Origin of the sequence: Bradyrhizobium sp. i1.15.2, from assembly GCF_040548425.1 — a bacterium.
Taxonomy (GTDB): domain Bacteria; phylum Pseudomonadota; class Alphaproteobacteria; order Rhizobiales; family Xanthobacteraceae; genus Bradyrhizobium; species Bradyrhizobium canariense.
Window position 1 is genome coordinate 13,057 of sequence record NZ_JBEPRQ010000038.1, and the last position, 25,637, is coordinate 38,693.

Annotated in this window: 21 protein-coding genes; 13 read left to right on the forward strand and 8 right to left on the reverse strand. The window is 63.7% G+C overall.

Translation table 11 applies throughout. The annotated features are described in order from the left end of the window. Positions 1–152: 152 nt before the first annotated feature. The 7 genes from xoxF5 (at position 153) to ABIB80_RS36125 (ending at position 8,035) form a co-directional block, all read left to right on the forward strand. Positions 153–1,958, forward strand: coding sequence for a lanthanide-dependent methanol dehydrogenase XoxF5 (gene xoxF5, locus ABIB80_RS36095; RefSeq protein WP_007601367.1), 1,806 nt, complete (start codon positions 153–155; stop codon positions 1,956–1,958). Positions 1,959–2,067: 109 nt separating this feature from the next. Further along, on the forward strand, positions 2,068–2,556 hold the full coding sequence (locus ABIB80_RS36100) for a c-type cytochrome, methanol metabolism-related (RefSeq protein WP_007601366.1): 489 nt from the start codon (positions 2,068–2,070) through the stop codon (positions 2,554–2,556). A 61-nt stretch (positions 2,557–2,617) separates the two neighbouring features. After that, positions 2,618–3,727 (forward strand): S-(hydroxymethyl)glutathione dehydrogenase/class III alcohol dehydrogenase, encoded by a 1,110-nt coding sequence (locus tag ABIB80_RS36105; RefSeq protein ID WP_007601365.1) that lies wholly within the window; start codon positions 2,618–2,620, stop codon positions 3,725–3,727. Positions 3,728–3,760: 33 nt separating this feature from the next. After that, positions 3,761–4,324 carry an S-(hydroxymethyl)glutathione synthase gene (gene gfa, locus ABIB80_RS36110; RefSeq protein WP_007601364.1) on the forward strand — a complete coding sequence of 188 codons (564 nt, stop codon included), beginning with the start codon at positions 3,761–3,763 and terminating at the stop codon, positions 4,322–4,324. Between the two features lie 626 nt (positions 4,325–4,950). Then, complete coding sequence (locus ABIB80_RS36115) at positions 4,951–5,403, forward strand: (2Fe-2S)-binding protein (RefSeq protein ID WP_007601363.1); 453 nt, start codon at positions 4,951–4,953, stop codon at positions 5,401–5,403. Position 5,404: 1 nt separating this feature from the next. Further along, entirely contained in the window at positions 5,405–7,717 is a 2,313-nt protein-coding gene (locus ABIB80_RS36120) for a xanthine dehydrogenase family protein molybdopterin-binding subunit (RefSeq protein WP_007601362.1), read from the forward strand. Between the two features lie 57 nt (positions 7,718–7,774). Further along, positions 7,775–8,035: a hypothetical protein gene (locus ABIB80_RS36125; protein WP_007601361.1), complete on the forward strand. Its 261-nt coding sequence runs from the start codon at positions 7,775–7,777 to the stop codon at positions 8,033–8,035. A 308-nt stretch (positions 8,036–8,343) separates the two neighbouring features. Here the strand turns inward: ABIB80_RS36125 and ABIB80_RS36130 are convergent, their stop codons facing one another. The 5 genes from ABIB80_RS36130 to ABIB80_RS36150 all read right to left on the reverse strand — a co-directional run bounded on the left by ABIB80_RS36130 (position 8,344) and on the right by ABIB80_RS36150 (position 14,311). Continuing rightward, positions 8,344–10,083 carry a methanol/ethanol family PQQ-dependent dehydrogenase gene (locus ABIB80_RS36130; protein WP_007601360.1) on the reverse strand — a complete coding sequence of 580 codons (1,740 nt, stop codon included), beginning with the start codon at positions 10,081–10,083 and terminating at the stop codon, positions 8,344–8,346. A 116-nt stretch (positions 10,084–10,199) separates the two neighbouring features. After that, positions 10,200–10,853 (reverse strand): QcrA and Rieske domain-containing protein, encoded by a 654-nt coding sequence (locus tag ABIB80_RS36135; protein WP_007601359.1) that lies wholly within the window; start codon positions 10,851–10,853, stop codon positions 10,200–10,202. A 264-nt stretch (positions 10,854–11,117) separates the two neighbouring features. Beyond that, entirely contained in the window at positions 11,118–11,582 is a 465-nt protein-coding gene (locus ABIB80_RS36140; RefSeq protein ID WP_354129297.1) for a group III truncated hemoglobin, read from the reverse strand. 137 nt (positions 11,583–11,719) lie between these two features. After that, positions 11,720–12,571 (reverse strand): 3-hydroxybutyryl-CoA dehydrogenase, encoded by an 852-nt coding sequence (locus ABIB80_RS36145; protein WP_007601357.1) that lies wholly within the window; start codon positions 12,569–12,571, stop codon positions 11,720–11,722. A 261-nt stretch (positions 12,572–12,832) separates the two neighbouring features. Further along, on the reverse strand, positions 12,833–14,311 hold the full coding sequence (locus ABIB80_RS36150; RefSeq protein WP_007601354.1) for an FAD-binding oxidoreductase: 1,479 nt from the start codon (positions 14,309–14,311) through the stop codon (positions 12,833–12,835). Positions 14,312–14,532: 221 nt separating this feature from the next. Here ABIB80_RS36150 and hisC point away from each other — a divergent pair, with 221 nt between their 5' ends. Together hisC and ABIB80_RS36160 are read left to right on the forward strand one after the other, a co-directional pair. Further along, positions 14,533–15,585 (forward strand): histidinol-phosphate transaminase, encoded by a 1,053-nt coding sequence (hisC, locus tag ABIB80_RS36155; protein WP_007601352.1) that lies wholly within the window; start codon positions 14,533–14,535, stop codon positions 15,583–15,585. A gap of 224 nt (positions 15,586–15,809) precedes the next feature. Next, positions 15,810–16,508, forward strand: coding sequence for an ABC transporter permease (locus tag ABIB80_RS36160; RefSeq protein WP_007601350.1), 699 nt, complete (start codon positions 15,810–15,812; stop codon positions 16,506–16,508). Here the strand turns inward: ABIB80_RS36160 and ABIB80_RS36165 are convergent. After that, positions 16,482–17,291, reverse strand: coding sequence for an ABC transporter substrate-binding protein (locus tag ABIB80_RS36165; protein ID WP_007601348.1), 810 nt, complete (start codon positions 17,289–17,291; stop codon positions 16,482–16,484). The genes ABIB80_RS36160 and ABIB80_RS36165 overlap by 27 nt on opposite strands. A 173-nt stretch (positions 17,292–17,464) precedes the next feature. Here ABIB80_RS36165 and ABIB80_RS36170 point away from each other — a divergent pair, with 173 nt between their 5' ends. Both ABIB80_RS36170 and ABIB80_RS36175 read left to right on the forward strand, forming a co-directional pair. Continuing rightward, the gene (locus ABIB80_RS36170) at positions 17,465–17,737 is read left to right on the forward strand and encodes a hypothetical protein (protein ID WP_007601345.1); all 273 of its coding nucleotides are present in this window, start codon (positions 17,465–17,467) and stop codon (positions 17,735–17,737) included. A 292-nt stretch (positions 17,738–18,029) separates the two neighbouring features. Continuing rightward, complete coding sequence (locus ABIB80_RS36175; RefSeq protein WP_007601343.1) at positions 18,030–19,124, forward strand: hypothetical protein; 1,095 nt, start codon at positions 18,030–18,032, stop codon at positions 19,122–19,124. A gap of 17 nt (positions 19,125–19,141) precedes the next feature. Here ABIB80_RS36175 and ABIB80_RS36180 read toward each other — a convergent pair whose 3' ends face one another. Next, the gene (locus ABIB80_RS36180; RefSeq protein ID WP_007601341.1) at positions 19,142–20,458 is read right to left on the reverse strand and encodes an alpha/beta hydrolase; all 1,317 of its coding nucleotides are present in this window, start codon (positions 20,456–20,458) and stop codon (positions 19,142–19,144) included. A gap of 277 nt (positions 20,459–20,735) precedes the next feature. Here ABIB80_RS36180 and blaBJP point away from each other — a divergent pair, with 277 nt between their 5' ends. After that, entirely contained in the window at positions 20,736–21,620 is an 885-nt protein-coding gene (blaBJP, locus tag ABIB80_RS36185; RefSeq protein WP_007601339.1) for a BJP family subclass B3 metallo-beta-lactamase, read from the forward strand. A gap of 326 nt (positions 21,621–21,946) precedes the next feature. Then, a complete protein-coding gene (locus ABIB80_RS36190) occupies positions 21,947–23,953 on the forward strand; it encodes a putative bifunctional diguanylate cyclase/phosphodiesterase (RefSeq protein ID WP_007601337.1) in 2,007 nt (668 codons plus the stop codon). 12 nt (positions 23,954–23,965) lie between these two features. Here ABIB80_RS36190 and hutU read toward each other — a convergent pair whose 3' ends face one another. Then, positions 23,966–25,633 (reverse strand): urocanate hydratase, encoded by a 1,668-nt coding sequence (gene hutU / locus ABIB80_RS36195; RefSeq protein WP_007601335.1) that lies wholly within the window; start codon positions 25,631–25,633, stop codon positions 23,966–23,968. Positions 25,634–25,637 lie beyond the last annotated feature (4 nt).

The following is a 25,637-nucleotide window of genomic DNA, read 5'->3' on the forward strand; positions in this document are numbered from 1 at the left end:
GTGGACCCGTGGCTCTCATCAGGAGGAGGAAACACCACAGCATCGTTTCTGGTCCCAATCGTGACCGCCCTGCACGAGCAGACGCCGGACGAAAAGCCCGGCGATTAAGCAATGCTTCGGAAACAATAAACGAGACCAATGGAGGAATGACTATGCGCAAGGTACTACTCGCGGCCTATCTTGGCTCCGCGGCGGCCCTCGCCGTCGGCAGCGCGTCGGCCAACGACGAAGTGCTCAAGATGTCGCAGAACCCGAAAGACTGGGTGATGCCGACGGGCGACTACGCCAACACCCGCTATTCCAAGCTGAACCAGATCAACGCACAAAACGTAGGCAAGCTCCAGGTCGCCTGGACCTTCTCGACCGGCGTGCTGCGCGGCCACGAAGGCGGCCCGCTGATCATCGGCAACATGATGTACGTCCACACGCCGTTCCCGAACAAGGTCTACGCTATTGACCTTTCCAACGAGAACAAGATCGTCTGGAAGTACGAGCCGAAGCAGGATCCGAATGTGATCCCGGTGATGTGCTGCGACACGGTCAACCGCGGCTTGGCCTATGGCGACGGCAAGATCTTCCTGCATCAGGCCGACACCACGCTCGTCGCGCTCGATGCCAAGAGCGGTCAGGTGGCATGGACCGCGAAGAACGGCGACGCCAGCAAGGGCGAGACCGGTACTTCGGCCCCCATGGTCGTCAAGGACAAGGTGCTGATCGGCATCTCCGGCGGCGAGTTCGGTGTTCAAGCCCATATGACCGCCTACGACATCAAGACGGGCAAGCTGGCTTGGCGCGGCTACTCCGAAGGACCGGATGATCAAATCCTGGTCGATGCAGAGAAGACCACCGCGCTCGGCAAGCCGATTGGCAAGGATTCCAGCCTCAAGACCTGGCAAGGCGATCAGTGGAAGATCGGCGGCGGCGCCACCTGGGGCTGGATCTCCTACGATCCCGAGCTGAACCTCGTCTACTACGGATCGGGCAATCCCTCGACCTGGAATCCGAAGCAGCGTCCCGGCGACAACAAATGGTCGATGACGATCTGGGCTCGCAACCCTGACACCGGCCAAGCCAAGTGGGTTTATCAGATGACGCCCCACGACGAGTGGGATTATGACGGCGTCAATGAGATGATCCTCTCGGACCAGGCCATCAACGGCCAGCCGCGCAAGCTGCTGACGCACTTCGATCGTAACGGCCTCGGCTACACGCTCGATCGTGCCACCGGTGAGCTCCTGGTCGCCGAAAAGTACGATCCGAAGGTGAACTGGACCTCCGGCGTCGATATGGACAAGAACTCGGCCACCTACGGCCGCCCGAAGGTGCTCGACACCGCTTCGACCGACAAGGCGGGCGAGGACCACAACGTGAAGGGCATCTGCCCGGCCGCGCTCGGCACCAAGGACGAGCAGCCGGCAGCCTACTCGCCGGACACGCAGCTGTTCTACGTTCCGACCAACCACGTCTGCATGGACTACGAACCGTTCAAGGTGAGCTACACTGCGGGCCAGCCCTATGTGGGTGCGACGCTCTCGATGTATCCGCCGCAGGGTGAAACCCACATGGGTAACTTCATCGCCTGGGACGGCAAGACCGGCAAGATCGTCTGGTCGAACAAGGAGCAGTTCTCGGTCTGGTCGGGCGCGCTCGCAACCGCAGGCAACGTGGTGTTCTACGGAACGCTCGAAGGCTACCTGAAGGCAGTCGACGCCAAGACCGGCAAGGAGCTCTACAAGTTCAAGACTCCCTCCGGCATCATCGGCAACGTCACCACCTATGAGAACGGCGGCAAGCAGTATGTCGCAGTGCTCTCGGGCGTGGGCGGCTGGGCCGGTATCGGTCTGGCGGCAGGCCTGACCGATCCGACCGCCGGTCTCGGCGCAGTCGGTGGCTACGCGGCGCTCAGCAACTACACGGCACTCGGCGGAACGCTGACCGTGTTCTCGCTGCCCAACTAGGCCTCTCAGCATCGCTCCGGCGCGTGGATCAACTCCACGCGCCGGCTCGTCTCACCGAATGCCTTCCGAGGAAAATCTCTTGCGTAAAATCTGCTCTGCCATTGCTGCGATGTTCTTGGTCGCGTCCGGGGGAATTGCCGTCGCGGACGGCTCAGGCGATCCGACTGCCGTCAAGCAGAACGAAACCGGCGAATGGTCCGACAAGGAAGGCAATCCAACCTATAAGATCACCGACGGATCCGTCGACTGGTACACCTATTCCGGATACCGCCGCTATCACTCGGACTGCCATGTGTGTCACGGCCCGGATGGCATGGGCTCGACCTACGCCCCGGCGCTGAAGGATTCGCTGAAGACGATGAGCTATGCCGACTTTCTCGGCGTCGTCGCCTCCGGCCGCAAGAACATCTCGACTGCCGCAGAGAACGTGATGCCGGCTTTCGGCGATAACCCGAACGTCGCCTGCTACATGGACGATCTCTACGTCTATCTGCGCGCCCGATCCAACGAGGCCTGGGGCCGCACAAGACCCGGCAAGCACGAGGACAAGAACGACGCCTATACCAAGAACGAAGATTCGTGCATGGGCAAGAAGTGAACGAGCGGAGCCCGACCAGGACCTGGTTCTTGGCGCCCTGCTGGAATTTGAGGAGCTTAAGATGAAGACACGTGCCGCCGTCGCTTTCGAAGCCAAGAAGCCGCTCGAGATCGTCGAAGTCGATCTGGAAGGACCGAAGGTCGGCGAAGTCCTGGTCGAGGTCAAGGCGACGGGCATCTGCCATACCGACGCCTACACGCTCGACGGCTTCGACAGCGAGGGAATTTTCCCGTCGATCCTGGGGCATGAGGGCGCGGGCATCATCCGCGAGATCGGTCCTGGCGTGACCTCGGTGAAGCCGGGCGACCATGTCATCCCGCTCTACACGCCGGAATGCCGGCAATGCAAAAGCTGCCTTAGCCAGAAGACCAATCTCTGCACCGCGATCCGCGCGACGCAGGGCAAAGGCGTGATGCCCGACGGTACCAGCCGCTTCTCCTACAAGGGCAAGCCGATCTACCACTATATGGGCTGCTCGACCTTCTCGAACTTCACCGTGCTGCCGGAGATCGCGGTCGCCAAGATCCGCGAGGACGCGCCGTTCGACAAGAGCTGCTACATCGGCTGCGGCGTCACCACCGGCGTCGGCGCCGTCGTCAACACCGCCAAGGTCGAGCCGGGCTCCAACGTTGTCGTGTTCGGGCTCGGCGGCATCGGCCTGAACGTGATCCAGGGCGCCAAGATGGCTGGCGCGGACAAGATCATCGGCGTCGACATCAACGACTCCAAGGAGGAATGGGGACGCCGGTTCGGCATGACCGATTTCGTCAATCCCAAGAAGATCACCGGCGACATCGTCCCACATCTCGTGACCCTGACCGACGGCGGCGCCGACTACACCTTCGACTGCACCGGCAACACCACGGTGATGCGCCAGGCGCTGGAGGCCTGCCATCGTGGCTGGGGCACCTCGATCATCATCGGCGTTGCCGAATCCGGCAAGGAGATCGCTACCCGCCCGTTCCAGCTCGTCACCGGGCGAAACTGGCGCGGCACCGCCTTCGGCGGCGCGCGGGGCCGCACCGACGTGCCGAAGATCGTCGACTGGTACATGAACGGAAAGATCCAGATCGACCCGATGATTACCCACACGCTCAAGCTCGAAGACATCAACAAAGGCTTCGACCTGATGCATGAGGGTAAATCGATCCGTTCAGTCGTCGTGTTCTAGCTCGAAAAGCGTCACCCCAAGGAGGATCGACCCATGACTGTTGCACTCCATCCCTCGATCGATAACGGCATCAAACAGGGCAGCGGCAGCTTCGCCGGCGGCACGCTCGTATGCAAATGCAGCGACCATCAGGTCAAGGTCGCCGTCAAGGGCGACGTCGCGCATAACCATGCCTGTGGCTGCACCAAGTGCTGGAAACCGCAGGGCGCGAATTTCTCCGTCGTCGCCGTGGTACCCCGCCAGAACGTCACCGTGCTCGAGAACGGCGACAAGCTCCAGATCGTCGATCCATCGGCGGCGATCCAGCGCTACGCCTGCAAGGCCTGCGGCACGCATATGTACGGCCGCATCGAGAACAAGAGTCACCCGTTCTACGGCCTCGACTTCATCCACCCCGAACTGTTCCAGGAGCAGGGTTCGCAGGCGCCGCAATTCGCCGCCTTCGTCTCGTCGGTGATCGAATCGGGCGTGAAGCCGGAGCAGATGGGCGGAATACGGGCTCGGTTCAAGGAGCTTGGACTTGAGCCCTATGACTGCCTGTCGCCGGCGCTGATGGACGCGATCGCGACCCACGTCGCGAAGGCCAAGGCCGCCTGAGCAAAGGCCGCCTGACGTTTGCCGCGCCCCATTCGCTCGCTGGTTCCACCACACCCAGCGAGCGGACGGAGCCGGCCGGGACGATCGCGGCGATGCCGCCGCTTCTCGACTGCACCTGTGTGGGGGCCGTCAGCTCCCTCAGTCCTGGTCTCTGAATGACTGCGCAGGGCCACCACTTCCCGCTTGAAGTGCGCGGCGCTTGCGTTTCTCCCTCCCTCGACTGAGGCATCCTGCTTCGTCCGCACAGGTGTTCTGGCGGACGAAGCTTTTTTTTGTTGTCCCCATATCGAGATGCGCGCGGCGAGATGCGGCGCCCTGCTTTTGACAAACCTTCGTTGCAATCTTTTCCCATCGAGAACAGCTGACTAGAGAACACTCGGCTGTGAATGCTAGACCGAAGCGATCCTTGCTAAGATCGCGACGTGACGATGCCGCGCGAATTCAATAATCAAGAACACGACGGGAGGTATCGAACACATCCGGACATGACATTGGCATTCCTGAGTCCTGCCGGGATCTGCCCGCGCGGGATGACCGCTGGAATGCGACGCCGCGCAGCGGACATTGCACCGACCGGCATCTGGAAAATCTGAAATCAACAAGCTTATGAAGAGCGAGGGACGATCATGATCAAGGTGAAGATCAACGGCCAGGAACAGAGCTGGGACGGCGACCCGGATCTCCCGCTACTCTGGTTCCTGCGCGACGAGGCCGGTCTGACCGGCACCAAGTTCGGCTGTGGCCAGGCCCTGTGCGGCGCCTGCACTGTCATCGTCGACAAGGAAGCCGTGCGCGCCTGCATCACGTCGATCAACGACGTCGCCGGCCGCGAGATCACGACGATCGAGGGACTGCATCCGAACGGTGATCACCCGGTGCAGAAGGCCTGGCGCCAAGTCAACGTTCCCCAATGCGGCTTCTGCCAGGCGGGCCAGATCATGCAGGCGGCTGCGCTGCTGATGGACAACCCAAAGCCGTCGCACGACCAGATCCGCGAAGCGATGTCCGGCAACATCTGCCGCTGCGGCTGCTACCAGCGCATCGAGAATGCGGTCCATCTCGCATCGACGGGAGTGTGACATGAATTTCATCGACAACCCGAAGAAGCTTCGTGGCTTCGAGAAGAACATCAAGGTCGAGAAGGTTTCGCGCCGCAGCATCCTGAAGGGGCTCGGCATCACAGGCGGCTTCGTGCTCGCGGCGCCCGTGATGTCGCGCCAGGCGTTCGCCTACGAGACCGGCGCCGGCAAGATGCCGCACGGCGTCGTGGTCGATCCGCGCGTATTCGTCGCGGTCGCACCCGACGGCACCGTCACCATCCTTGCTCACCGCGCCGAGATGGGCACAGGCGTGCGCACCAGCCTGCCGCTGATCGTGGCCGAGGAGATGGAAGCCGACTGGGCCAGGGTCAAGGTGGAGCAGGCCCATGGCGACGAGGTCAAGTTCGGCAACCAGGACACCGATGGCTCGCGCAGCACGCGGCATTATTTGATGCCGATGCGCCAGATCGGTGCCTCCGCCCGCACCATGCTGGAGCAAGCCGCCGCGAAACGCTGGGGTGTGCCGGCAACCGAGGTCAAGGCCGTCAATCACGAGGTCGTCCACAGCGCAACGAGCCGCAAGCTTGGCTTCGGCGAGCTCGCAGCCGATGCCGCCAAGGAACCGGTGCCGAGCATCGAAGGGCTCAAGCTGAAGGACCCCAAGGACTTCCGCTATCTCGGCAAGGGCCAGATCGGCATCGTCGATCTCCACGACATTACCACCGGCAAGGCGCGTTACGGCGCCGACGTGCGGCTGCCTGGCATGAAGTATGCCGTGATCGCGCGCCCGCCAGTGACCGGCGGCAAGCTGGTCTCGTTCGATCCGGACGCGGCGTTGAAGGTCCCCGGTGTCGAGAAGGTGATGCAGGTGCGCGGCTGGCCGTGGCCGTCGAAATTCCAGCCGCTCGGCGGCGTTGCCGTGATCGCGCGCAACACCGGTGCGGCGATCAAGGGCCGCGACGCGCTGAAGCTGACCTGGGACGACGGCGCCAACGGCAAATACGATTCCGTCGCCTACCGCAAGGAGCTCGAGGAGGCCTCGCGCAAGCCGGGTCTTGTGGTGCGCCAGGAAGGCGACGCCGAGGCTGCTCTGAAGGGCGCCGACAAGGTCGTCGTCGGCGAATATTATCTGCCGCATCTTGCCCATGTCAGCATGGAGCCGCCGGTGGCGGTCGCCGACGTCAAGGGCGACAAGGCGGAGATCTGGGCGCCGGTGCAGAGCCCGGGCGGCACGCGCGAGGACGTTGCGAAGACGCTCGGCATTCCCGAGGGCAATGTCACCGTCAACGTCACGCTGCTCGGCGGCGGCTTCGGCCGCAAGTCGAAATGCGACTTTGCGCTCGAGGCCGCGCTGCTGTCGAAGGAGCTCGGCGTCCCGGTCAAGGTGCAGTGGACGCGCGAGGACGACGTCCACCACGATTTCCTGCACACGGTCTCCGTGGAACGGATCGAGGCGGGGCTCGACAAAAGCGGCAAGGTGATCGCGTGGCGCCATCGCAGCGTGGCCCCGAGCATCGGCTCGACGTTTGCGGCAGATGCAAAGCACCAGGCGCCTTTCGAGCTCGGCATGGGCCTCGTCGACATGCCCTTCGAGATCGCCAACATCTCCTGCGAGAACCCGGAGGCCGCGGCGTTCACCCGCATCGGCTGGTTCCGCTCGGTCTCGAACATCCCGCGCGCCTTCGCGGTCCAGTCGATGGTGGGCGAGATCGCCCATGCAACCGGCCGCGACCAGAAGGAGACGCTGCTCGCGCTGATCGGCAGCCCGCGCATCGTCAAGCCTGCTGTGAAGGACATGTGGAACTACGGCGAACCGATGGATAGCTATCCGATCGACACCGCGCGCCTGCGCAAGGTGGTCGAGCTGGTCGCCGAGAAGGGCGAATGGGGCCGTCAGGTGCCGAAGGGCCATGGCCTCGGCATCGCAGTGCACCGCAGCTTCGTCAGCTATATCGCGACCATCGTCGAGGTGGCCGTCGACGACAAGGGCAAGCTGACCGTGCCGCGGGTGGACACCGCCATCGACTGCGGCACCTATGTCAACCCCGAGCGCATCGCCTCCCAGATCGAGGGCGCGGCGATCATGGGGCTCAGTCTGGCCAAATACGGCGAGATCACCTTCAAGGACGGCAAGGTGCAGCAGAAGAACTTCGACGACTTCCAGGTCCTCAGGATCGACGAATCCCCTGCTGTGACCAACGTCTACATCGTGCCGCCAGGATCCGACACGCCGCCGAGCGGCGTGGGCGAGCCCGGCGTCCCGCCATTCGCGCCGGCGCTGATGAACGCCATCTTCGCCGCGACCGGAAAGCGCATCCGCAGCCTTCCGCTCGGCAAGCAATTGGAAGCATAAAGGCGGGAACACAAGGCGGCCTCGCGCCGTTTGCATCGATCTGACAGGAGCAGATCGATGACCCATACCTCAAAGGCGCTCGCAGTCTCGTTGCTGTCGAGCGCCTTGCTTTTGACGGCCACTGGCGCATACGCCCAGAGCAACACCACACCGCCGACCACCGCGACGCGCCCCAGCACGCCGGACCAGAACTCACTGCCCAACGCCAATGCCACGCCGCCCTCGACCAGCCAGACCACCGGGCAGCACAATCCCGATCCCAAGGTTCGCGAGATGAACCAGAAGGCAAAGGACAAGGTCGAGCGCGAGGGGAAGTAGCGATCTCGCGCATCGGCGTTTTGACGCCGTGATTGTCGGATCTACTTCTTCGCCGAAGCGCAGCGATATGCCTTCTCCCCTTGCGGGAGAGGGCAGCGACGCCGGTTGCCACGACCCCGCTTGGGTGAGGGGTATGCCTGCGTGAGTCTCGCACATTGTGATGCGCGGATAGAACCCCTCATCCGGCGCTTCGCGCCACCTTCTGCCGCAAAGGGAGAAGGGAGGACGCCGACGCAAAATGCGGCGGACGTTGCCGTCCGCCGCATTTGCCCCCTGACACTCCGCTTCTTTCGATCCGCCAGCGGAGCTTACTTCTTCAGCGCGAACACCCAGATCACGCCGCCCTGCGGCACGTTGGCTTCGATGCCGATGTTGTTGGTCACGAGTGCATCCTGGATGCGCTGCGCATCCACGCCCCATCCCGACTGGATCGCGATGTATTGCGTGCCGTCGATCTCATAGGACACCGGCATGCCCATGATGCCGGAGTTGGTCTTCTGCTCCCAGAGCAGCTCGCCACTCTTGGCGTTGAAGGCGCGGAAGTTGCGGTCGTTGGTACCACCCACGAAGACGAGATCGCCTGCGGTCGCCGTCACCGATCCGAACAGCTGCGACTTGGGGAAGTTGTGCTGCCACACCTTCTTGCCCGTGGCGGGATCCCAAGCCTGGAGCTCGCCGAAATGATCGGCACCCGGCTTCGTCTTCAGGCCGATGTCCTCCGGCTTGGTGCCGAGCCAGAGCTCGCCGGGCTTGAGCGGAACCTTCTCGCCGGTGAACCCACCGCAGAAATTCTCGTTGGCGGGCACGTAGACGAGGCCGGTCTTCTGGCTGTAGGCCGCCGACGGCCAATCCTTGCCGCCCCACAGCGATGGACAGAACTCCACGCGCTTGCCGACCACGGGCTTGTGCGCGGGATCGACGATCGGCCTGCCGCTCTCGGCGTCGATGCCCTTCCAGACGTCAGTGGAGACGAACGGCCAGCCGGCGACGTAGTTGATTTTGGTCGGCGTGCGCTCGAGTATCCAGAAGATCGCATCGCGTCCCGGATGGACCAGGCTCTTGATGTTGCGGCCGTCGCGTTGCAGGTCGATCAACATCGGCGCTTCGACTTCGTCCCAGTCCCAGGAATCGTTCTGGTGATACTGGTGATGGGTCTTGATCTTGCCGGTGTTCGGATCGAGCGCGAGCACCGAGGAGGTATAGAGATTGTCGCCGGGATGCATCTCGCCGGGCCACGGCGCGGCGTTGCCGACGCCCCAATAGATCGTCTTGGTGTCCTTGTCGTAATTACCGGTCATCCAGGCCGAGCCGCCGCCGTTCTTCCAGTCCTCGCCCTGCCAGGTGTCGTGGCCGGGTTCGCCTTCGCCCGGGATGGTATAGGTCCGCCACAGCTCCTTGCCGTCCTTGGCATCGTAGGCGGCGACATAGCCGCGCACGCCGAACTCGCCGCCGGAGCCGCCCACGATGACCTTGCCGTCGACGATCAGCGGCATCAGGGTCATGTACTGGCCCTTCTTGTAGTCCTGCACCTTGGTGTCCCACACCACCTTGCCGGTCTTGGCATCGAGCGCGACGACATGGTCGTCTGTGGTGGCGAGATAGAGCTTGTCCTCCCATAGGCCGACGCCGCGGCTGGTCGGATGCAACTGGAATAGGTCGTCGGGAAGCTGCCGCTTGTAGCGCCAATATTCGTCGCCCGTTTTGGCGTTCAGCGCGATCACCTGCCCCATCGGGGTCGCAACGAACATCACGCCGTTGTTGACGATCGGCGGCGCCTCGTGACCTTCGACCACGCCGGTCGCGAAGGTCCAGACCGGGGTGAGGTTCTTTACATTCGAGGTGTTGATCTGGTCGAGCGGGCTGTAGCCCTGCCCGTCATAGGTCCGCCGGTAGAGCATCCAATTGGCGGGCTCCGGGTTTTCCAACCGCTGCGCGGTGACCGGCGCGTAGTTCTCGATCGGGCCTGATACGGCGGCGGTCGAGGCAAGAGTCGATGCAAGACACGTGAAGGTGACGAAGCCGGACAGTAACCACTGCTTCCTGGTCATGGCGTTCCCCTTTTTCATCCGTTTTGAATTCTTGTTTTGAATTCTTGTCGTTCGTCCCGTCGTCCACCCATCGGCGGATGCGGTCTCTCATGACGCGGGCACAACCCGCACGCCCATCATCCCGGCTGCGCGCCACCTACCTTTCCGACGAAGTTTCCGGCGACGCTGAGCGAGCCGTCAGCCAGCGCCAGCGGCAGCGCAGCGAGCCGTCGCGGCGCCGGCCCGAACACGACCTGCGCGCCCGCGCGAGGATCGTATTCGGAGTTGTGGCACATGCATTTGAGCACTTCCTTGTCGCCGACATCGCTCTTCACCCACGCCGTGACAGGACAGCCGGCATGCGAGCAGATTGCCGAATAGGCGAGGATGCCGTCGACGGCGCGCGCTTTTGTCTGCTCGTCGAGCTCGGCGGGGTCGAGGCGGATGATCAAGATCTCGTTGAGGCGCGAGGCGCTGCGCACGACCGATGTCTTTGGATCTTTCGGCCAGGCATGCACCGGCGGTCCGCCGGCCGACAGAGCGGCCGCGGTGACGGGCTTTCCCTCCTGATCGCCTTCGGCGAAGACGAGCAGATCGCCCTTCTGAGGCCGCTCGTCGGAGCCGGGCGCATCCTCGCCCGCGTGGACCTGCGTGGAACAGGCGAAGCACGCCGTGGTGGCCAGCGCACTCTTCAAGAGTGCCCGCCGGGTTTGCTCCGTGCAAGCGTCAGCTTCGGATTCCGCTGTGTTGTCGGAGGATGAAGAGGATGGGTTGAACGATGCACTCGACATGTTCACAAGCAGGCGCTGGAACTCTGCCGAAAAAAAGGCAAAGATTTTTTCCCGCAGTGCATCACACGGTTATGCTCGCACTGATTGAACGCGAACACGCGCATTTGCGCGCATTTTTCTAATTGCAACGTCACGCTACGCGACCGGCATGATGATTTTGCAGATCAGATCAATGCTGCCGGTATTGGTGCAATGCGCCGACGCTCGGCGCGATCGTAGCGCCATCAATGCGGCTGCGCATTTCTCAGGCAGGCATTCTGTATTCTAGGAGCGGAGCACGTGACGCGGCGCAGCGATGCGTCCGGCCAAGGTCGCCGACGCCATCTCGAAACTGTCGGCGATGCGGCGCGCCCTGTCGATGAACAGCGCGGCTGCCTGCGGCGGGCAGACCTCGCGCGCGGTCTGTTCAAACAAATCGAGCCAGCGGTCGAAATGATCCCCGACCAGGTTCAGTGGCATATGCGCCCGCATCGGCGAACCATGGTAGCGGCCGCTCATCAGCACGACCGACGACCAGAAATCCCGGAGCTTGGCCAGATGCTCGTCCCAATTCTGCACGATCGCGAACACCGGCCCCACCAGCGCATCCTCGCGGACGCGGCCATAGAAACGGGTCACGAGTTCCCCGATCATCTCTTCGGTGATCCCCGTGCGCTCGATCGCGTCCTGGGTCAGCAAATTCCGCCGCGCGGCCGCAGCCTCGCGCTCGGCCTTCAGTCGATCCGACATGTCCCTTGTTATCCGTTCCGTTGTTCCCGCAGGACGCCCGTTCGACATTGTCAGGCCGATTGCGCGCGGCGTCTTTGTCGCAGCGCAAATCGCGGGGGCCGGCGGCGAGCACTCAACGCCCGCCGCCTGCGCCATTGTCAGGCGCCGTAGGTGTAAAAGCCCTGCCCCGTCTTGCGGCCGAGATGGCCGGCGTCGACCATTTCCTTGAGCAGGGGAGCTGGACGGTATTTGGGGTCGTTGAAGCCTTTATAAAAGACCTCCATCACCGACAACATGGTGTCGAGCCCGACGAGATCGGCGAGCGCCAGCGGCCCGATCGGATGGTTGCAGCCGAGCTTCATGCCGGCATCGATCTCTTCCGCCGTCGCAATCCCCTCCTGCAGCGCGAAGATCGCCTCGTTGATCATCGGGCACAGGATGCGGTTGACGGCAAAGCCCGGGCTGTTCTTGGCCGTGATCGCCACCTTGCCGACGCGCTTGGCGAAATCGAGCGCCTTGGCGTGGGTGTCGTCGGAAGTCTGCAAGCCGCGGATGAGCTCCAGCAGCGCCATGACCGGAACCGGATTGAAGAAGTGCATGCCGATGAAGCGGTCGGGGCGGTCGGTCGCGGCGGCGAGCTTCGTGATCGAGATCGACGAGGTGTTCGTGGCGAGCAGCGTGCGCGGCGACAGCGTCGCACAGAGATCCTTCAGGATCTTGAGCTTGAGTTCCTCGTTCTCGGTCGCGGCCTCGATGACGAGATCGCAATCGACGAGCTTGGCGCGATCGGTGGTGCCGGTGATGCGCTTGAGCGTGGCGTCGCGATCGCCCGCCGACATCTTCTCCTTCTTGACCAGGCGCTCGAGGCTGCCGCCGACCGTCGAAATCCCGCGGTTCACCGCCGCATCGGAAATATCGACCATCACGACCGAAAGCCCGGCCGCGGCACAAATCTGCGCGATGCCGTTCCCCATGGTCCCTGCCCCGATGATGCCAACGGTTTGGATCATTGCCTCAAATCCTTTATCCTTACGGACGTGCCCTACCGGCCCCGCCCCATTGTTCCTGCATCAGGGTCTAGCACCGCCCCCGGGCGGGTGCGACCTGATCTTGTCCCTTCATTAAAGCATCCAAGGCGGGAATAAAGCCGCCTTTCGGTCGCGAAACGGCGTGATTTGGTGCCCCGGCCCGTTTGGCCCGGCCGATCTGCGGCATCCCGTCCCCGGAGGGCGCGAGGGTGCGGGGAGCACCGGGCTCGAGGTGGACGCGCCTCAACCGAGACGAAGCACCTTGCCCGGATTCATGATGTTCTTGGGATCGAGCGCCCGCTTGATCGTGCGCATGATGTCGAGCTCGATCCGGGAGCGATAGTGCTGGAGCTCGTCGAGCTTCTCGATGCCGATGCCATGTTCCGCCGAGATCGAGCCGCCCATGGAGGTAACGAGGTCGTTGACGGCCCGTGTGATTGCTGCGGAATACTGGGACAGCGTATCGCGGTCCATGCCCTTCGGACCCATGAAGGAGAAGTGCACATTGCCGTCTCCGATATGGCCGAGCGGATAGGGGCGGATCGGCGGCAGGATTGCGAGCACGGCCTCGAGACCGCTGTCGATAAACTCGGGAATCCTTGAGACCGCGACCGAGACGTCGTAGCTCAAGCCCGGACCTTCGGTGCGCGATGCCTCGGCCACGCTCTCGCGAATTCGCCACATGTTGCGCGACTGCGTTTCGGTTTGCGCGATCACCGCATCCAGCACCCGGCCCGCCTCGAGCTGGTCGGCCAGGAACTGCTCCATCCTGTCCGACATGCCCGTGCCACCGTCCTGCCGTGGCCGGGCCGACGACCATTCGAGAAGGAGATACCATTCGGTCTCAGCCTTGAGAGGATCCTGGGTGCCGGGAATGTGCCGCAGCACCATGTCGGTGCACGCACGGCTGATGAGCTCACAGGAGCCGACATTGTCATCGGAAGCAGCATGCGCCTCCGACAGAAGGTCGATAGCAGACTTGGGATCGCGAATCGCGAGCCATGCCGTGCACACGTCTTTCGGCGCCGGCCAGAGTTTCAGCACCGCCTTGGTGATGATGCCGAGCGTCCCTTCGGCGCCCATGAACAGATGCTTGAGGTCATAGCCGGTGTTGTCCTTCTTGAGCGCACGCAGGCCGTCCCAGATATCGCCATTAGCCAGCACGACCTCCAGACCCAACACCAGATTTCGCGCATTGCCATAACGCAGCACCTGCACGCCGCCGGCATTGGTGGACAGATTACCTCCGATCATGCACGAGCCCTGAGCACCGAGGCTGAGCGGAAAGAGGCGGTCGTGGCGCGCGGCTGTGTCCTGAAGCGTCTCGAGGATGCAGCCTGCCTCCACGGTCATGGCATAGCCGACGGGATCGATATTCAACACCTGGTTCATGCGACCGAGCGACAGCACGATGCCGCGGTGCATGGGCCACGGCGTAGCGCCGCCCATCAGGCCGGTGTTGCCACCTTGCGGAACGATGGCAATGCCGTTGTCGTAACAGAGCTTGACGACAGCGGAGACTTCCGTGGTGCTGGCCGGACGCACGACCGCCGCCGCCTGCCCCGCCAACTCGCCGCGCCAGTCGGTCACGAAGGGCAGCTTGTCCTGCTCGTCCAGGATCAGGCCTTTGTCGCCGACGATGGCCCGCAAGCGGTCGAGAACGGCTGAGGTCACTGGCGCGGTCGGAATCGAGGGAGCGGTGGGAAGGGCTGCACCCGGCATATGTTCCTCTCTTTTCGGCCGTTCCGCGCCTGGGGCGCGTCAGCCTTCGTTCTTGTTTTCATTCTGGGCGGTGGTGCGATGACCCTAGCATAGGGGGCGCGCTTGGGAACGTCTCCGGCAGTAAGCCTCGTGCAGATTTGCCTGGGATTGCTGAATGCAGGCGCACTTCCGCGGAGCTCCCGTATACCCTACTGTGCCCGATCACATTCGGATTGGAGATCATGAGCCGTTTCTGGAGTCCGGTCGTCCACACGCTTTCGCCCTACGTCCCCGGCGAGCAGCCCAAGCAGGACGGCATCGTTAAGCTCAATACCAACGAGAATCCCTACCCGCCCTCGCCGCGCGTGCTCGCGGCGATCGCAGCGGCCGTGGAGCGGCTGCGCCTTTATCCCGATCCGCGCGCAACGCGCCTGCGTGAGGCGATCGCGGCCCATTGCGATGTGGCGCCCGAGCAAGTGTTCGTCGGCAACGGCTCCGACGAGGTTCTGGCCCACACCTTCCAGGCGCTTCTGAAGCACGAACCACCGCTTCTATTCCCCGACGTCACCTACAGCTTCTACCCTGTTTATTGCGGCCTCTATGGAATAACGCATGACGAGGTGCCGCTCGATGCTGCGATGAGGATCGATATCTCCGACTACAGGCGGCCATCGAGTGCCATCCTCCTCTGCAATCCGAACGCTCCTACCGGCATTGCCCTTCAGCGCGACGCAATCGCATCGCTGCTCGCCGAACAGCCGGACCGGCTGGTGGTGGTGGACGAGGCCTATGTCGATTTCGGCGCCGAGAGCGCCGTGCCGCTGGTTGCACGCCACGACAATCTGCTGGTCATCCAGACCTTCTCGAAGTCGCGCTCGCTCGCTGGCCTGCGGGTTGGTTTTGCCATCGGCCAACGACCGCTGATCGAAGCGCTGGAACGCGTGAAGGACAGCTTCAACTCCTATCCCGTCGATTGCCTCGCGATGGCCGGCGCCGCCGCCGCCATCGAGGACGACGGCTGGTTCCGAGACACCCGTGCCCGTATCATCGCGAGCCGCGAAACCTTGGCCCGCGACCTCAGACAACTCGGCTTCGAGGTGTTGCCGTCGCTCGCCAACTTCGTCTTCGCGCGCCATCGAAGCCGGAGCGGAGCAGATCTCGCGGCAGCGCTTCGCCAGCGTGGCGTTCTGGTCCGGCATTTCGGCAAGCCACGCATCGAGAACTTCCTGCGCATCACGGTCGGAACGGAGGCAGAGTGTGCCCGGCTTATTGAAGTGCTGCGCGGCTTGATCTGAGCCCCGACGGTCCCCGCATCAGGCAAAGTCAAAACGATGAGGCCGAACGCCACCTCGTGCCATGCTGCGCAAGGCTTTGATTTCCGGTCCAATTCGGGTTACCAAACCGCTCCGCCGCCTGCTTTGCAGGACGATCCCCTCAGGGAAATAAACGTGAATCACCTCCGCAGTCCCGAAATCGGCGCACGCGAGACATCGCGGCGGGCGCCGAAGCTCAGGCACGGATGAACGACTTCGCGCGATCCGTCGGCGCCGCGTTCACGCTGATCGGCGAGGCCGATGCGGAGCTTCTGGCCATCGTCGGGCTGTCGGTGCGCGTCAGCCTCACCGCCAGCATCCTCGCGCTTCTGATCGGGGCGCCGTTCGGGGCGCTGCTTGCGATCACCCGGTTCCGCGGGCGGCAGGTCATCATCGTCCTCACCAATGCCTTGCTTGGTCTTCCGCCGGTCGTGGTCGGGCTCGCACTCTATCTTTTGCTGTCACGATCCGGCCCGTTCGGGGCCGCCGGCCTGTTGTTTACGCCAACGGCCATGGTGATTGCGCAATCGCTGCTCGCAACACCGATCGTGGTTGCACTCGTCCACCGCCCGGCGAGCCTGCTGTGGGCGGAGTATGGCGACCTGGCGCGGATCGACGGGCTGTCGACGTTGCGCAGCATCGGCTTGCTGTTCGCGCTGGGCCGGACCTCGCTGCTGACGGCCTTTCTAGCAGCCTTCGGGCGCGCGATCGCGGAGGTTGGCGCCATCCTCATCGTCGGCGGCAACATCCGCGGTTTCACGCGCACGATGACGACGGCGATCGCGCTGGAGACCAGCAAGGGCGACCTGCCGCTGGCGCTCGGGCTCGGGCTGATCCTGCTCGCACTCAGCGTCGCAGTGTCCACCGTCGCCTTCCTGCTAGTGGGACGCGTTGGGGAAAAATAGCTGCTCGCCCCCGACCTTGTAGCCGGCGATGGCCTCCTGCCCCCCAGGAGAGATCAGCCAGTCGATGAAGGCCTGCCCGTCCTGCGCCTTCACGTTCGCATGCTTGGCCGGATTGACCAGCATGACGCCGTACTGGTTGAACAGCCGCTTGTCGCCTTCCGTCAGGACGGTAAGCTCGCCGCGGTTCTTGAATGACAACCAGGTGCCGCGGTCCGACAGCAGATAAGCATTCGACGACGACGCCATGTTCAGGGCCGGACCCATGCCCTGGCCGATCTCGCGATACCAGCCGTCCTTGGCGGCACCGAGGTCGATGCCTGCCTCCTTCCACAGCCGTAGCTCGGCCGCGTGCGTGCCGGACTTGTCGCCGCGCGAGATGAACGGCGCCTTCGCGGCGGCGATCTTGCGCAGCGCATCGGCCACGTCCTTGCCGCCGGCGATCTTCGCGGGATCGCTCTTCGGCCCGACAATGACGAAGTCGTTGTACATGACATCAAAGCGCTTCACGCCCTCCCCTTCGGACATGAACTTGTCCTCGGCGGGCCTGTCATGGACGAACACGACGTCTGCATCGCCGCGCCGCCCGATGTCGAGCGCCTGGCCCGTACCGACGGCAACGACCTTCACGTCGATGCCCGCGGCCTTCGAGAACAGCGGCAGCAAGTAACCGAACAGCCCCGACTGTTCCGTCGACGTCGTCGAGGCCACGGTGATGGCGCGCTCCTGCGCGACTGCGATCGTGGACCAGAGCAGAATCGCTCCGAGAGTCATTATCTTTTTCATGCCTCGTCCTTACACCAGATGCCCGATGTTCCAAACTCTACCGTCGATAGAGCCGTACAGGGAACCTCGACAAGCACCGCAACGTGCTTGGTCATGATCCTCGCGACGCTTCCCTGTGAGGAACGTCCGCTCCGCGCGCAAGTTGTCCTCAAGTCAACCCAGGAGGAAACCAGATGAAGAAGATCATTTTGGCATCCGCATGCATCATGGCGCTGGCGACCGGCGGCGCCTTTGCGCAGACACAACCCGCCCCAGGCGCATCCGGCCATGGCGACGTCGGCCCTTCGTCGCGGGGCCCCGCGACCAAGGGCATGACGACCGGCGCGTCGTCGAACATGCAGAACGAGGCCGCCGACAGCAAGGGCAAGCAGACTCCGTCGGCCGGCGGCAGCAACACGAACAACATGGGCAGCCAGGCCGGCGGCGGCGCGGGCTCCGGAAAGTAGGCTTGCATCGATCGGAAGTCCGGAGAGGGGCGATCGTCCCCTCTCCAAGAGTCTTCGTGCCGCCAAAGCTCGCCGATGTCATACGCGAAGGTCTTGGTGTCGAACGAAACGTGTTGGCGGGGCTGCAGCTTGACTACAGTCACGCCGGCTAACTCGCAGCCGCGCGCTCTAAAGGCTTGGATGTTCTGCAATTGGTCCCACCTACATTGACATCAGTGTGACAGCCGGGGATTTTTACATTGCTGGCGAATCAGCGATGGCCTCAAGCCGAGTACCTCTTGGACAACTCCCAGTGCTTTCGAGACTGATATCGTTGCTGCGCCGCATCCCCGCGGTGAAATGGGCGTTGACCCGGCTTCGGCCTGCGCCGCACGGCGGCAGCATCGCGGTCGCGCCTGATACCGCAGACGCCTCATCCGCCATTGTTGCTGACATTGCAGTAGCCGCGGAGGTTCTCGACACCAGCATCGGCGTGGATACGTCGCACTGCGACGCCGCGGTCGCGGCTTCGGCCGAAGACGACAGCGCCAGCCCTGTCATCGCGGAGAGCCCGTCGGAAGCGCCAGCCGATATCAGCGGCAGCGACGAATCCTCCCGGGAGACGGCGGCGGACGTCGAGCCGGTCGTCGTGGAGGAAGCGTCGGTCGCGACCATCGAGGTCGTGCGCGAGCCGGTCGACGTCCCCGAACTCATCACCAACAGCGATGCATCTCCCGAGCTTGCGGCCGTTGAGCCCGTTGTCGCGGAGGAGGCCTCGTCCGCCGATGCCGCGGTCGAGGTCGTCCCGGTTGATGCCCCCGCTCTCGCCGTCAACGACGAGCATTCCGCTACCGTCGACGTGGATACTCGCTCAACTCTCGACGATGCGTGTGTGGCGCTTGCCGATCGCGAAATCTCGGCGGAGCATGTCGCTGAGGATAGCATCGACAGCGATTCCTCCCCCAGCGCCGCGAAAGTCGCCGACGACACGCCCAGCGTCGTCACGGATGTTGCGCCGGAGCCGGCCCTCGAGGCCCCCGCTCCGGAGATCACTGGCGCGCCGAAGATCCGTGCAAAGATCGCAGAACCAGCCGACCGCGCCACGCTGATCCGGCAGCGTTGGGCGGAGACCGGGATCAGGATGTGGAATCCGCGCCTTCACGGCGCCGGTGATGCCACACTGAACATCCAGGGCAGTGTCGGGCTGCTGCCGCCCGCGCCCGGCGAGACGATGCCGCGCTACGACAAGCTGGAATTCCGGATGCTCGGTGGACAGATCGTTTGCGAAGGCGTGATTGTCGAAGCACCCGCGCATGCAAGCCAGCGCAGTTTTACGCGGCTCGCCGAGCCGGGGAAACCCGATCGGGTCCGCGAACCAATGCGGGAACGCCAGGCCGCTCTCGCCTGACCCTTTATTCCCTGCGCTCAGGGGATCGGATAGCCCTTCCAGACCCACTCCAGCGCCGACGGCAGCGTCTGCGCGATCGTGGGACGGTCGACGTGCTTGGCGTTGCGCACGAACAGAAACTGATAGTGGTAGCCCTTCTCCGCCAGCACCTTGGCCATCAGCGCGTTGGACAGGGTCCAGTCGTGCATGCCGTCGGGAATGGTGGGGTTCGGATAGAACAGGTCCTGGTCGCCGCCGAAGAACCAGAAGCGGATCGGCTTGGCCGGCGCAGCGACGATCAGCGGCACGCCGGGCGGCTCGGCCGGCGTGAGCACGCCAGCCTTGGAAATGAGATTGGGTGTGGCCGGCCCCGTCCATGCGCTGTGATATTCCCAGGCGCCGCCGCGCAGCGACGGGTCGTGCGGCCATTGCTGGTTGACCATGGTCGGCGAGAACGCCAGCACGCGGTGATAGAGATCGGGATAGAACCACGCTATGGTGAAGGCTGCCACACCGCTCGAACTCAGCCCCATGGTCGCACGCCCATCGGGATTTCTGGTCAGCTTGACGTCGGCATTCTTTTCGACCAGCGGCAGCACTTCACGCTCGACGAACTGCGCGTAGGCCCCTGACACCGCGTCATATTCGCGGCCGCGCTGACTGCCCTGCGCGTCCTGCCCGCCATTGCCGATCTGGATCGCGATCATCGGCGGCACGCGGCGCTGCGCGATCAGATTGTCGAGCGTGACGGCGAGATCCTTGTAGGCGTTGGAGCCGCCGTCGCCGACCACGATGAACGGCGCCTCGGTGCCGCGCACATATTGCGCCGGCACATAGACGTCGATGGCGCGCGACCAGATGCCGGGGTGGCTGGTGGTGACTATCATGTGCGACTTGTCGTCCGGCGCCGTGACGGTCGTCATGATCGAGGAGTTGGTGCAGCCGGCGACGTCGTCGCGGATCAGGCCGGGATTGTAGATGGTGCTCTCCTTCGACGGCAGCGTGAAGGATTTTGTCGTCCCGCGCGGCACACCCTCCCTCGCGATCGTCTCCGGCGCAGGATTGTGGGTGGGGCCGATGATAAAATTGCCCTCGGCACCCGGTGGCGGCAGCGTTCCGTCAGGAAGCTCGGTCGCGCGCGGGTAATTGGGATTGGATGGATCGCGCGTCGGAGGCGCCGTCTTGAAATCGAGACCCGTCGTATCGATAAAGAACGGGGCCGCCTTGTCGGTGCTGTTGGCCCCAGGCGGCATCACCATGTTCTGGGTGACGCAGGCCGGCTGCGAGTAGGCAATTGAAGTGAAGGAGACGAGGAAACTCAGCGTCCCCGCAAGGACGGAGGATGATCTGGTCATTTCAGCTCCCGATGCCGACGAGTCTTTCTGGCTCGCCTTGGGGCAAAGTATGGCGAGCCGACTGCGCGCGGTCAAACCCCAACCGGCCGCGTTGCAGCGATGGCCGCCATGCTCAAAACGGACGGGCACGGTTATTCCGCGCACGCCACGACATTTTTCAGACATGTGGCCGTTGCTGCCGCACCTCGCACGACGTAGCTTGCCGGCCGGCCGCGCGAAGGCCGCGCCCGATCAAGACGACAAGAACAATCTGCAAGAACAATCTGGGAGACAAACGATGAAAAAGCTCACGGCCGCGCTCTGTGCATTGGCGTTCCTCGCAACCGGCGCGCAGGCGCAGACCGTCAAGGATTTCATTGCGGCGGTCACCAAGAAATGGACCACGCCGTTCGAGCCGTTCCAGCTCATCGGCAACATCTACTATGTCGGCACCGACGGCATCGCCGTCTACATCATCAAGACCTCACAGGGCCTGATCCTGATGGATACGGCGCTTCCGGAATCCACCGGCATGATCAAGGACAACATTGCCAAGCTCGGTCTCAAGGTCTCCGACATCAAGATCATCCTCAATACGCACGCGCATTTCGACCACACCGGCGGCTTCGCCGAGATCAAGAAGGAGACCGGTGCACAGCTCGTGGCCGGTGAACGCGACAAGCCGCTGCTGGAGGGCGGCTATTATCCTGGCGACGAGAAGAACGAGGATCTCGCCTTCCCCACAGTGAAGGTCGATCGCGCCGTGAAGGAAGGCGACAAGGTCACGCTCGGCGACACCACGTTGACGGCGCATGCGACTCCTGGCCACTCGCCGGGCTGCACGAGCTGGGAAATGACCGTCAAGGACGGCAATCAGGACCGCAAGGTGCTGTTCTTCTGTAGCGGCACGGTGGCATTGAACCGGCTGGTCGGCCAGCCGACCCATGCCGGAATCGTCGACGACTACCGTGCGACCTACGCCAAGGTGAAGGCGATGAAGATCGACGTGCTGCTCGGGCCGCATCCGGAGGTCTATGGCATGCAGGCCAAGCGCGCCGAAATGAAGGACGGCGCACCGAACCCGTTCGTCAAGCCGGGTGAGCTCGCAGCCTACGCCACAACCCTGTCGGAGGATTTCGACAAGCAGCTCGCCAAGCAGACCGCCGCGCTCGAGAAGAAATAGCGGTCATCCGGGCATCCGCACACCTTTCCTCGACAAAGAGAGGTGTGCGAGCAGATCGCCTCGCACCATTGGCGATGCGACAGAATGCTGCGCCGACACCGATGGTTAGCAGAGCGTCACCAACGTTTTTGCGGTCTTTTGCAATCGATACGCTCGTTTTCGCCGCCACATATCGTTAACCCGGCCTCACCAATGCAGGCGGCCGGAAAACTCCCGGTAGCGTACAACCTTCGCCGGCTTTTCCTGCGAGACCCGCCTAACGCGACCTTTACCCTCGCCGTGCAACATCCCCAGCGTTTTGAAGGGGATCCGGGGCTCGTATTGCAATGCCTGTCACCAATTTGAAGTCTCATCTCGCCGCCGCGTTGCAGCTGTTTCGCGTGCCCGCTGACCCCGACCTCACGCGCGCGCAATTCGACGCCTTCTCCAAGCAGATCCCGTTGCTCTATTTCATCCTCATGAGCAACACGATCGCTGTCGCCTATACCTATGTGAGCGTGGCGCCGGACTGGTTGACGCTCATCGTGCCATCCGTGCTGACCGCGCTCGCGGCGCTTCGCACCTTCTGGTGGCTGCGCCAACGGCACCTCGTGCGCACCGATGCCGACATCCTACGCAATCTGCGCGCCACCAACTGGATGACATTGCCGATCGGCGCGGGCTTCACAGTCTGGTCCTTCGCGCTCTACCCTTACGGCGACCCCTTCGCCAAGAGCCAGGTTGCCTTTTACATGGCGGTGACCGTGATCGGCTGCATCTTCTCGCTGATGCATCTGCGCTCGGCGGCACTGATCGTGACGCTGGTCGTCGACGTGCCCTATGTGCTGTTCTTCTGGGCCACCGGCGAGCCGACGCTGAAGGCGATCGCCGTCAACAATCTGCTCGTGTCGGGGGCGATGGTGACGGTGCTGTTCATCTACTATCGCGACTTCGCCGATCTCGTCGCGAGCCGCAAATCGCTGCTGGCGCAGCAGGCGGCGACCCAAGCCCTCTCGGACGAGAACTTCCGCCTCGCCAACCTCGATTCCCTGACCGAACTGCCGAACCGCCGCCGCTTCTTCGCCGAGCTGTCGAGCGCGTTCACCGATGCCGAGCGCAGGAACGTTCGCGTCGCGGTCGGGATCATCGACCTCGATGGCTTCAAGCCGATCAACGACAATTACGGCCATTCGGTCGGCGACCGCGTTCTGATCGAGGCGGGCCGGCGCATCCGCGAAGTCTGCGAGGGCTTCGGCCCGCAGCGGGTGGAATTCGCCAGGCTCGGCGGCGACGAGTTCGGCCTCGTCGTGTGCGGCGACCCTGACGATGCGGATCTGATGCGGCTCGGCGAACGCGTTGGTGACCAGGTCAAGCTGCCCTACCAGCTCGACACCGCCCATACCGGGCTGTCCTGCTCGATCGGCTTCGCGCTATTCCCGCAATCGGCAACGACGGCGGAAGCGCTCTATGAATGCGCCGACTATTCGCTCTATCACGCCAAGCGGCATCTGCGCGGCCGCACCGTGATCTTCTCGAGCGAGCTCGAGGCCGAGATCCGCAGCCGCGGCGTCATCGAGAATTTGCTGCGCACCGCCGATTTCAGCACCGAGATGGACTTGGTGTTCCAGCCGATCGTGGACGCCATGAGCGAGCACACCGCCGGCTTCGAGGTCCTGGCGCGCTGGCGCAGCTCCCGCCTCGGCCTGGTTTCGCCGGCCGACTTCATTCCCGCCGCCGAGCGCATCGGCCTGATCCGGCCGCTGACGCAAGCGCTGCTGGCGCGCGCGCTCGCGACGGCCAGGACCTGGCCCGACCACATCCGCCTGTCGTTCAACCTGTCCGCGCACGACATCTGCTCGCCCGAGGGCATCCTGCCGCTGATCACCATCGTCGAGAAGAGCGGGCTGTCGTCGCGCCGGATCGATTTCGAGATCACCGAGACCGCCGTCACCTTCGATTTCGTACGCGCACAACAGTCGATCGCGGCATTGAAGGCGATGGGCTGCGGCATTTCGCTGGACGATTTCGGCACCGGCTATTCCTCGCTGAGCCACGTGCACTGGCTGCCGCTCGACAAGATCAAGATCGACCGCAGCTTCATCGCCGACGTCAATGACAATGCAGTGAGCCACAAGATCATCAAGTCCCTCACAGGCCTCTGTGACGACATGGAGATCGCCTGCGTCGCCGAGGGCGTCGAGACCCGCGCTCAGCTCGACACCCTGCGCCGGCTGGGATGCGACTTCATCCAGGGCTACTACTTCGCCAAGCCCATGCACGGCGACGCGATCGACGAGTATCTCGCAAAGGAACGCCAGCGCCTTGGCGGCGCCGGTGCCAGGGTCGTGGCCTGAGTCGCGCCTGGACTAGCGCAGGCTCGGCAGATCGAGCCCCTTGTCGCGGGCACATTCGATCGCGGTGTCGTAGCCCGCGTCGGCGTGGCGCATGACTCCGCTGCCAGGGTCGTTCCAGAGCACGCGCGCGATCCGCTTCGCCGCTTCCGGCGTGCCGTCGGCGACGATCACCATGCCGGCATGCTGGGAATAGCCGATACCGACGCCACCGCCATGATGCAGCGACACCCAGGTCGCGCCGCTGGCGCAATTGAGCAGAGCGTTGAGCAAGGGCCAGTCGGACACAGCATCCGACCCGTCCTTCATCGCTTCGGTTTCGCGGTTGGGGCTCGCCACCGAGCCGCTGTCGAGATGGTCGCGGCCGATCACGATGGGTGCCTTCAATTCGCCGCGCGCCACCATCTCGTTGAAGGCAAGGCCCAGGCGATCGCGATCGCCAAGCCCGACCCAGCAGATCCGTGCCGGCAGGCCCTGAAACTTGATGCGCTCCCTGGCCATGTCGAGCCAATTGTGCAGGTGCTTGTCGTCAGGCATCAGCTCCTTGACCTTGGCGTCGGTCTTGAAGATGTCCTCGGGATCTCCCGACAGCGCCGCCCAGCGGAACGGCCCGACGCCGCGGCAGAACAACGGACGGATATAGGCGGGGACAAAGCCCGGAAAATCGAAGGCATTCTTCAGGCCCATGTCCTGGGCCATCTGGCGGATGTTGTTGCCGTAGTCGAGGGTCGGGATGCCTTGCGCATGGAAATCCAGCATGGCCTGGACGTGCTCGACCATCGAGGTTTTCGAGGCGCGCTCCACGGCCTTGGGGTCGGCGGCGCGCGTGGCTTCCCACTCCGCGAGCGTCCAGCCCTTCGGCAAATAGCCGTTGATCGGATCGTGCGCGCTGGTCTGGTCGGTGACGATATCGGGCCTGACGCCGCGGCGGACCAGCTCGGGAAAAATCTCCGCGGCATTGCCGAGCAGACCGACCGAGACCGCCTTCTTCGTCTTGGCCGCCTCCGCCGTGATCGCAAGTGCCTCGTCGAGCGTGGCGGCCTGGCGATCGAGATAACCGGTGCGCAGACGCATCTCGATGCGGCTCGGCTGGCATTCGACTGCCAGCATCGAGGCTCCCGCCATGGTCGCAGCCAGCGGCTGCGCGCCGCCCATGCCGCCGAGACCGGCCGTCAGAATCCATTTGCCGGCGAGGCTGCCGCCGTAATGGCGACGCCCGACCTCAACAAAAGTCTCGTAGGTGCCCTGCACGATGCCCTGGCTGCCGATATAGATCCAGGAACCCGCCGTCATCTGGCCGTACATCATCAGGCCCTTGCGATCGAGCTCGTTGAAATGATCGAGCGTCGCCCAGTGCGGCACGATGTTGGAGTTGGCGATCAGGACGCGCGGCGCGTCAGCATGGGTGCGGAACACGCCGACCGGCTTGCCGGACTGGACCAGGAGCGTCTCGTCGGCTTCGAGCTTGCGCAACGTCGCAATGATCCGGTCAAAGCTCTCCCAGTCGCGCGCGGCGCGGCCGATGCCGCCATAGACCACGAGCTCGCTCGGACGTTCTGCAACGTCGGGATCGAGATTGTTCATGAGCATGCGCAAGGGCGCTTCCGTCAGCCAGCTCTTGGCGCTGATTTCGCTGCCGCGGGGCGCGCGGATGGTGCGGTCATTGTCCAGTCGGCGGTTCATGCGG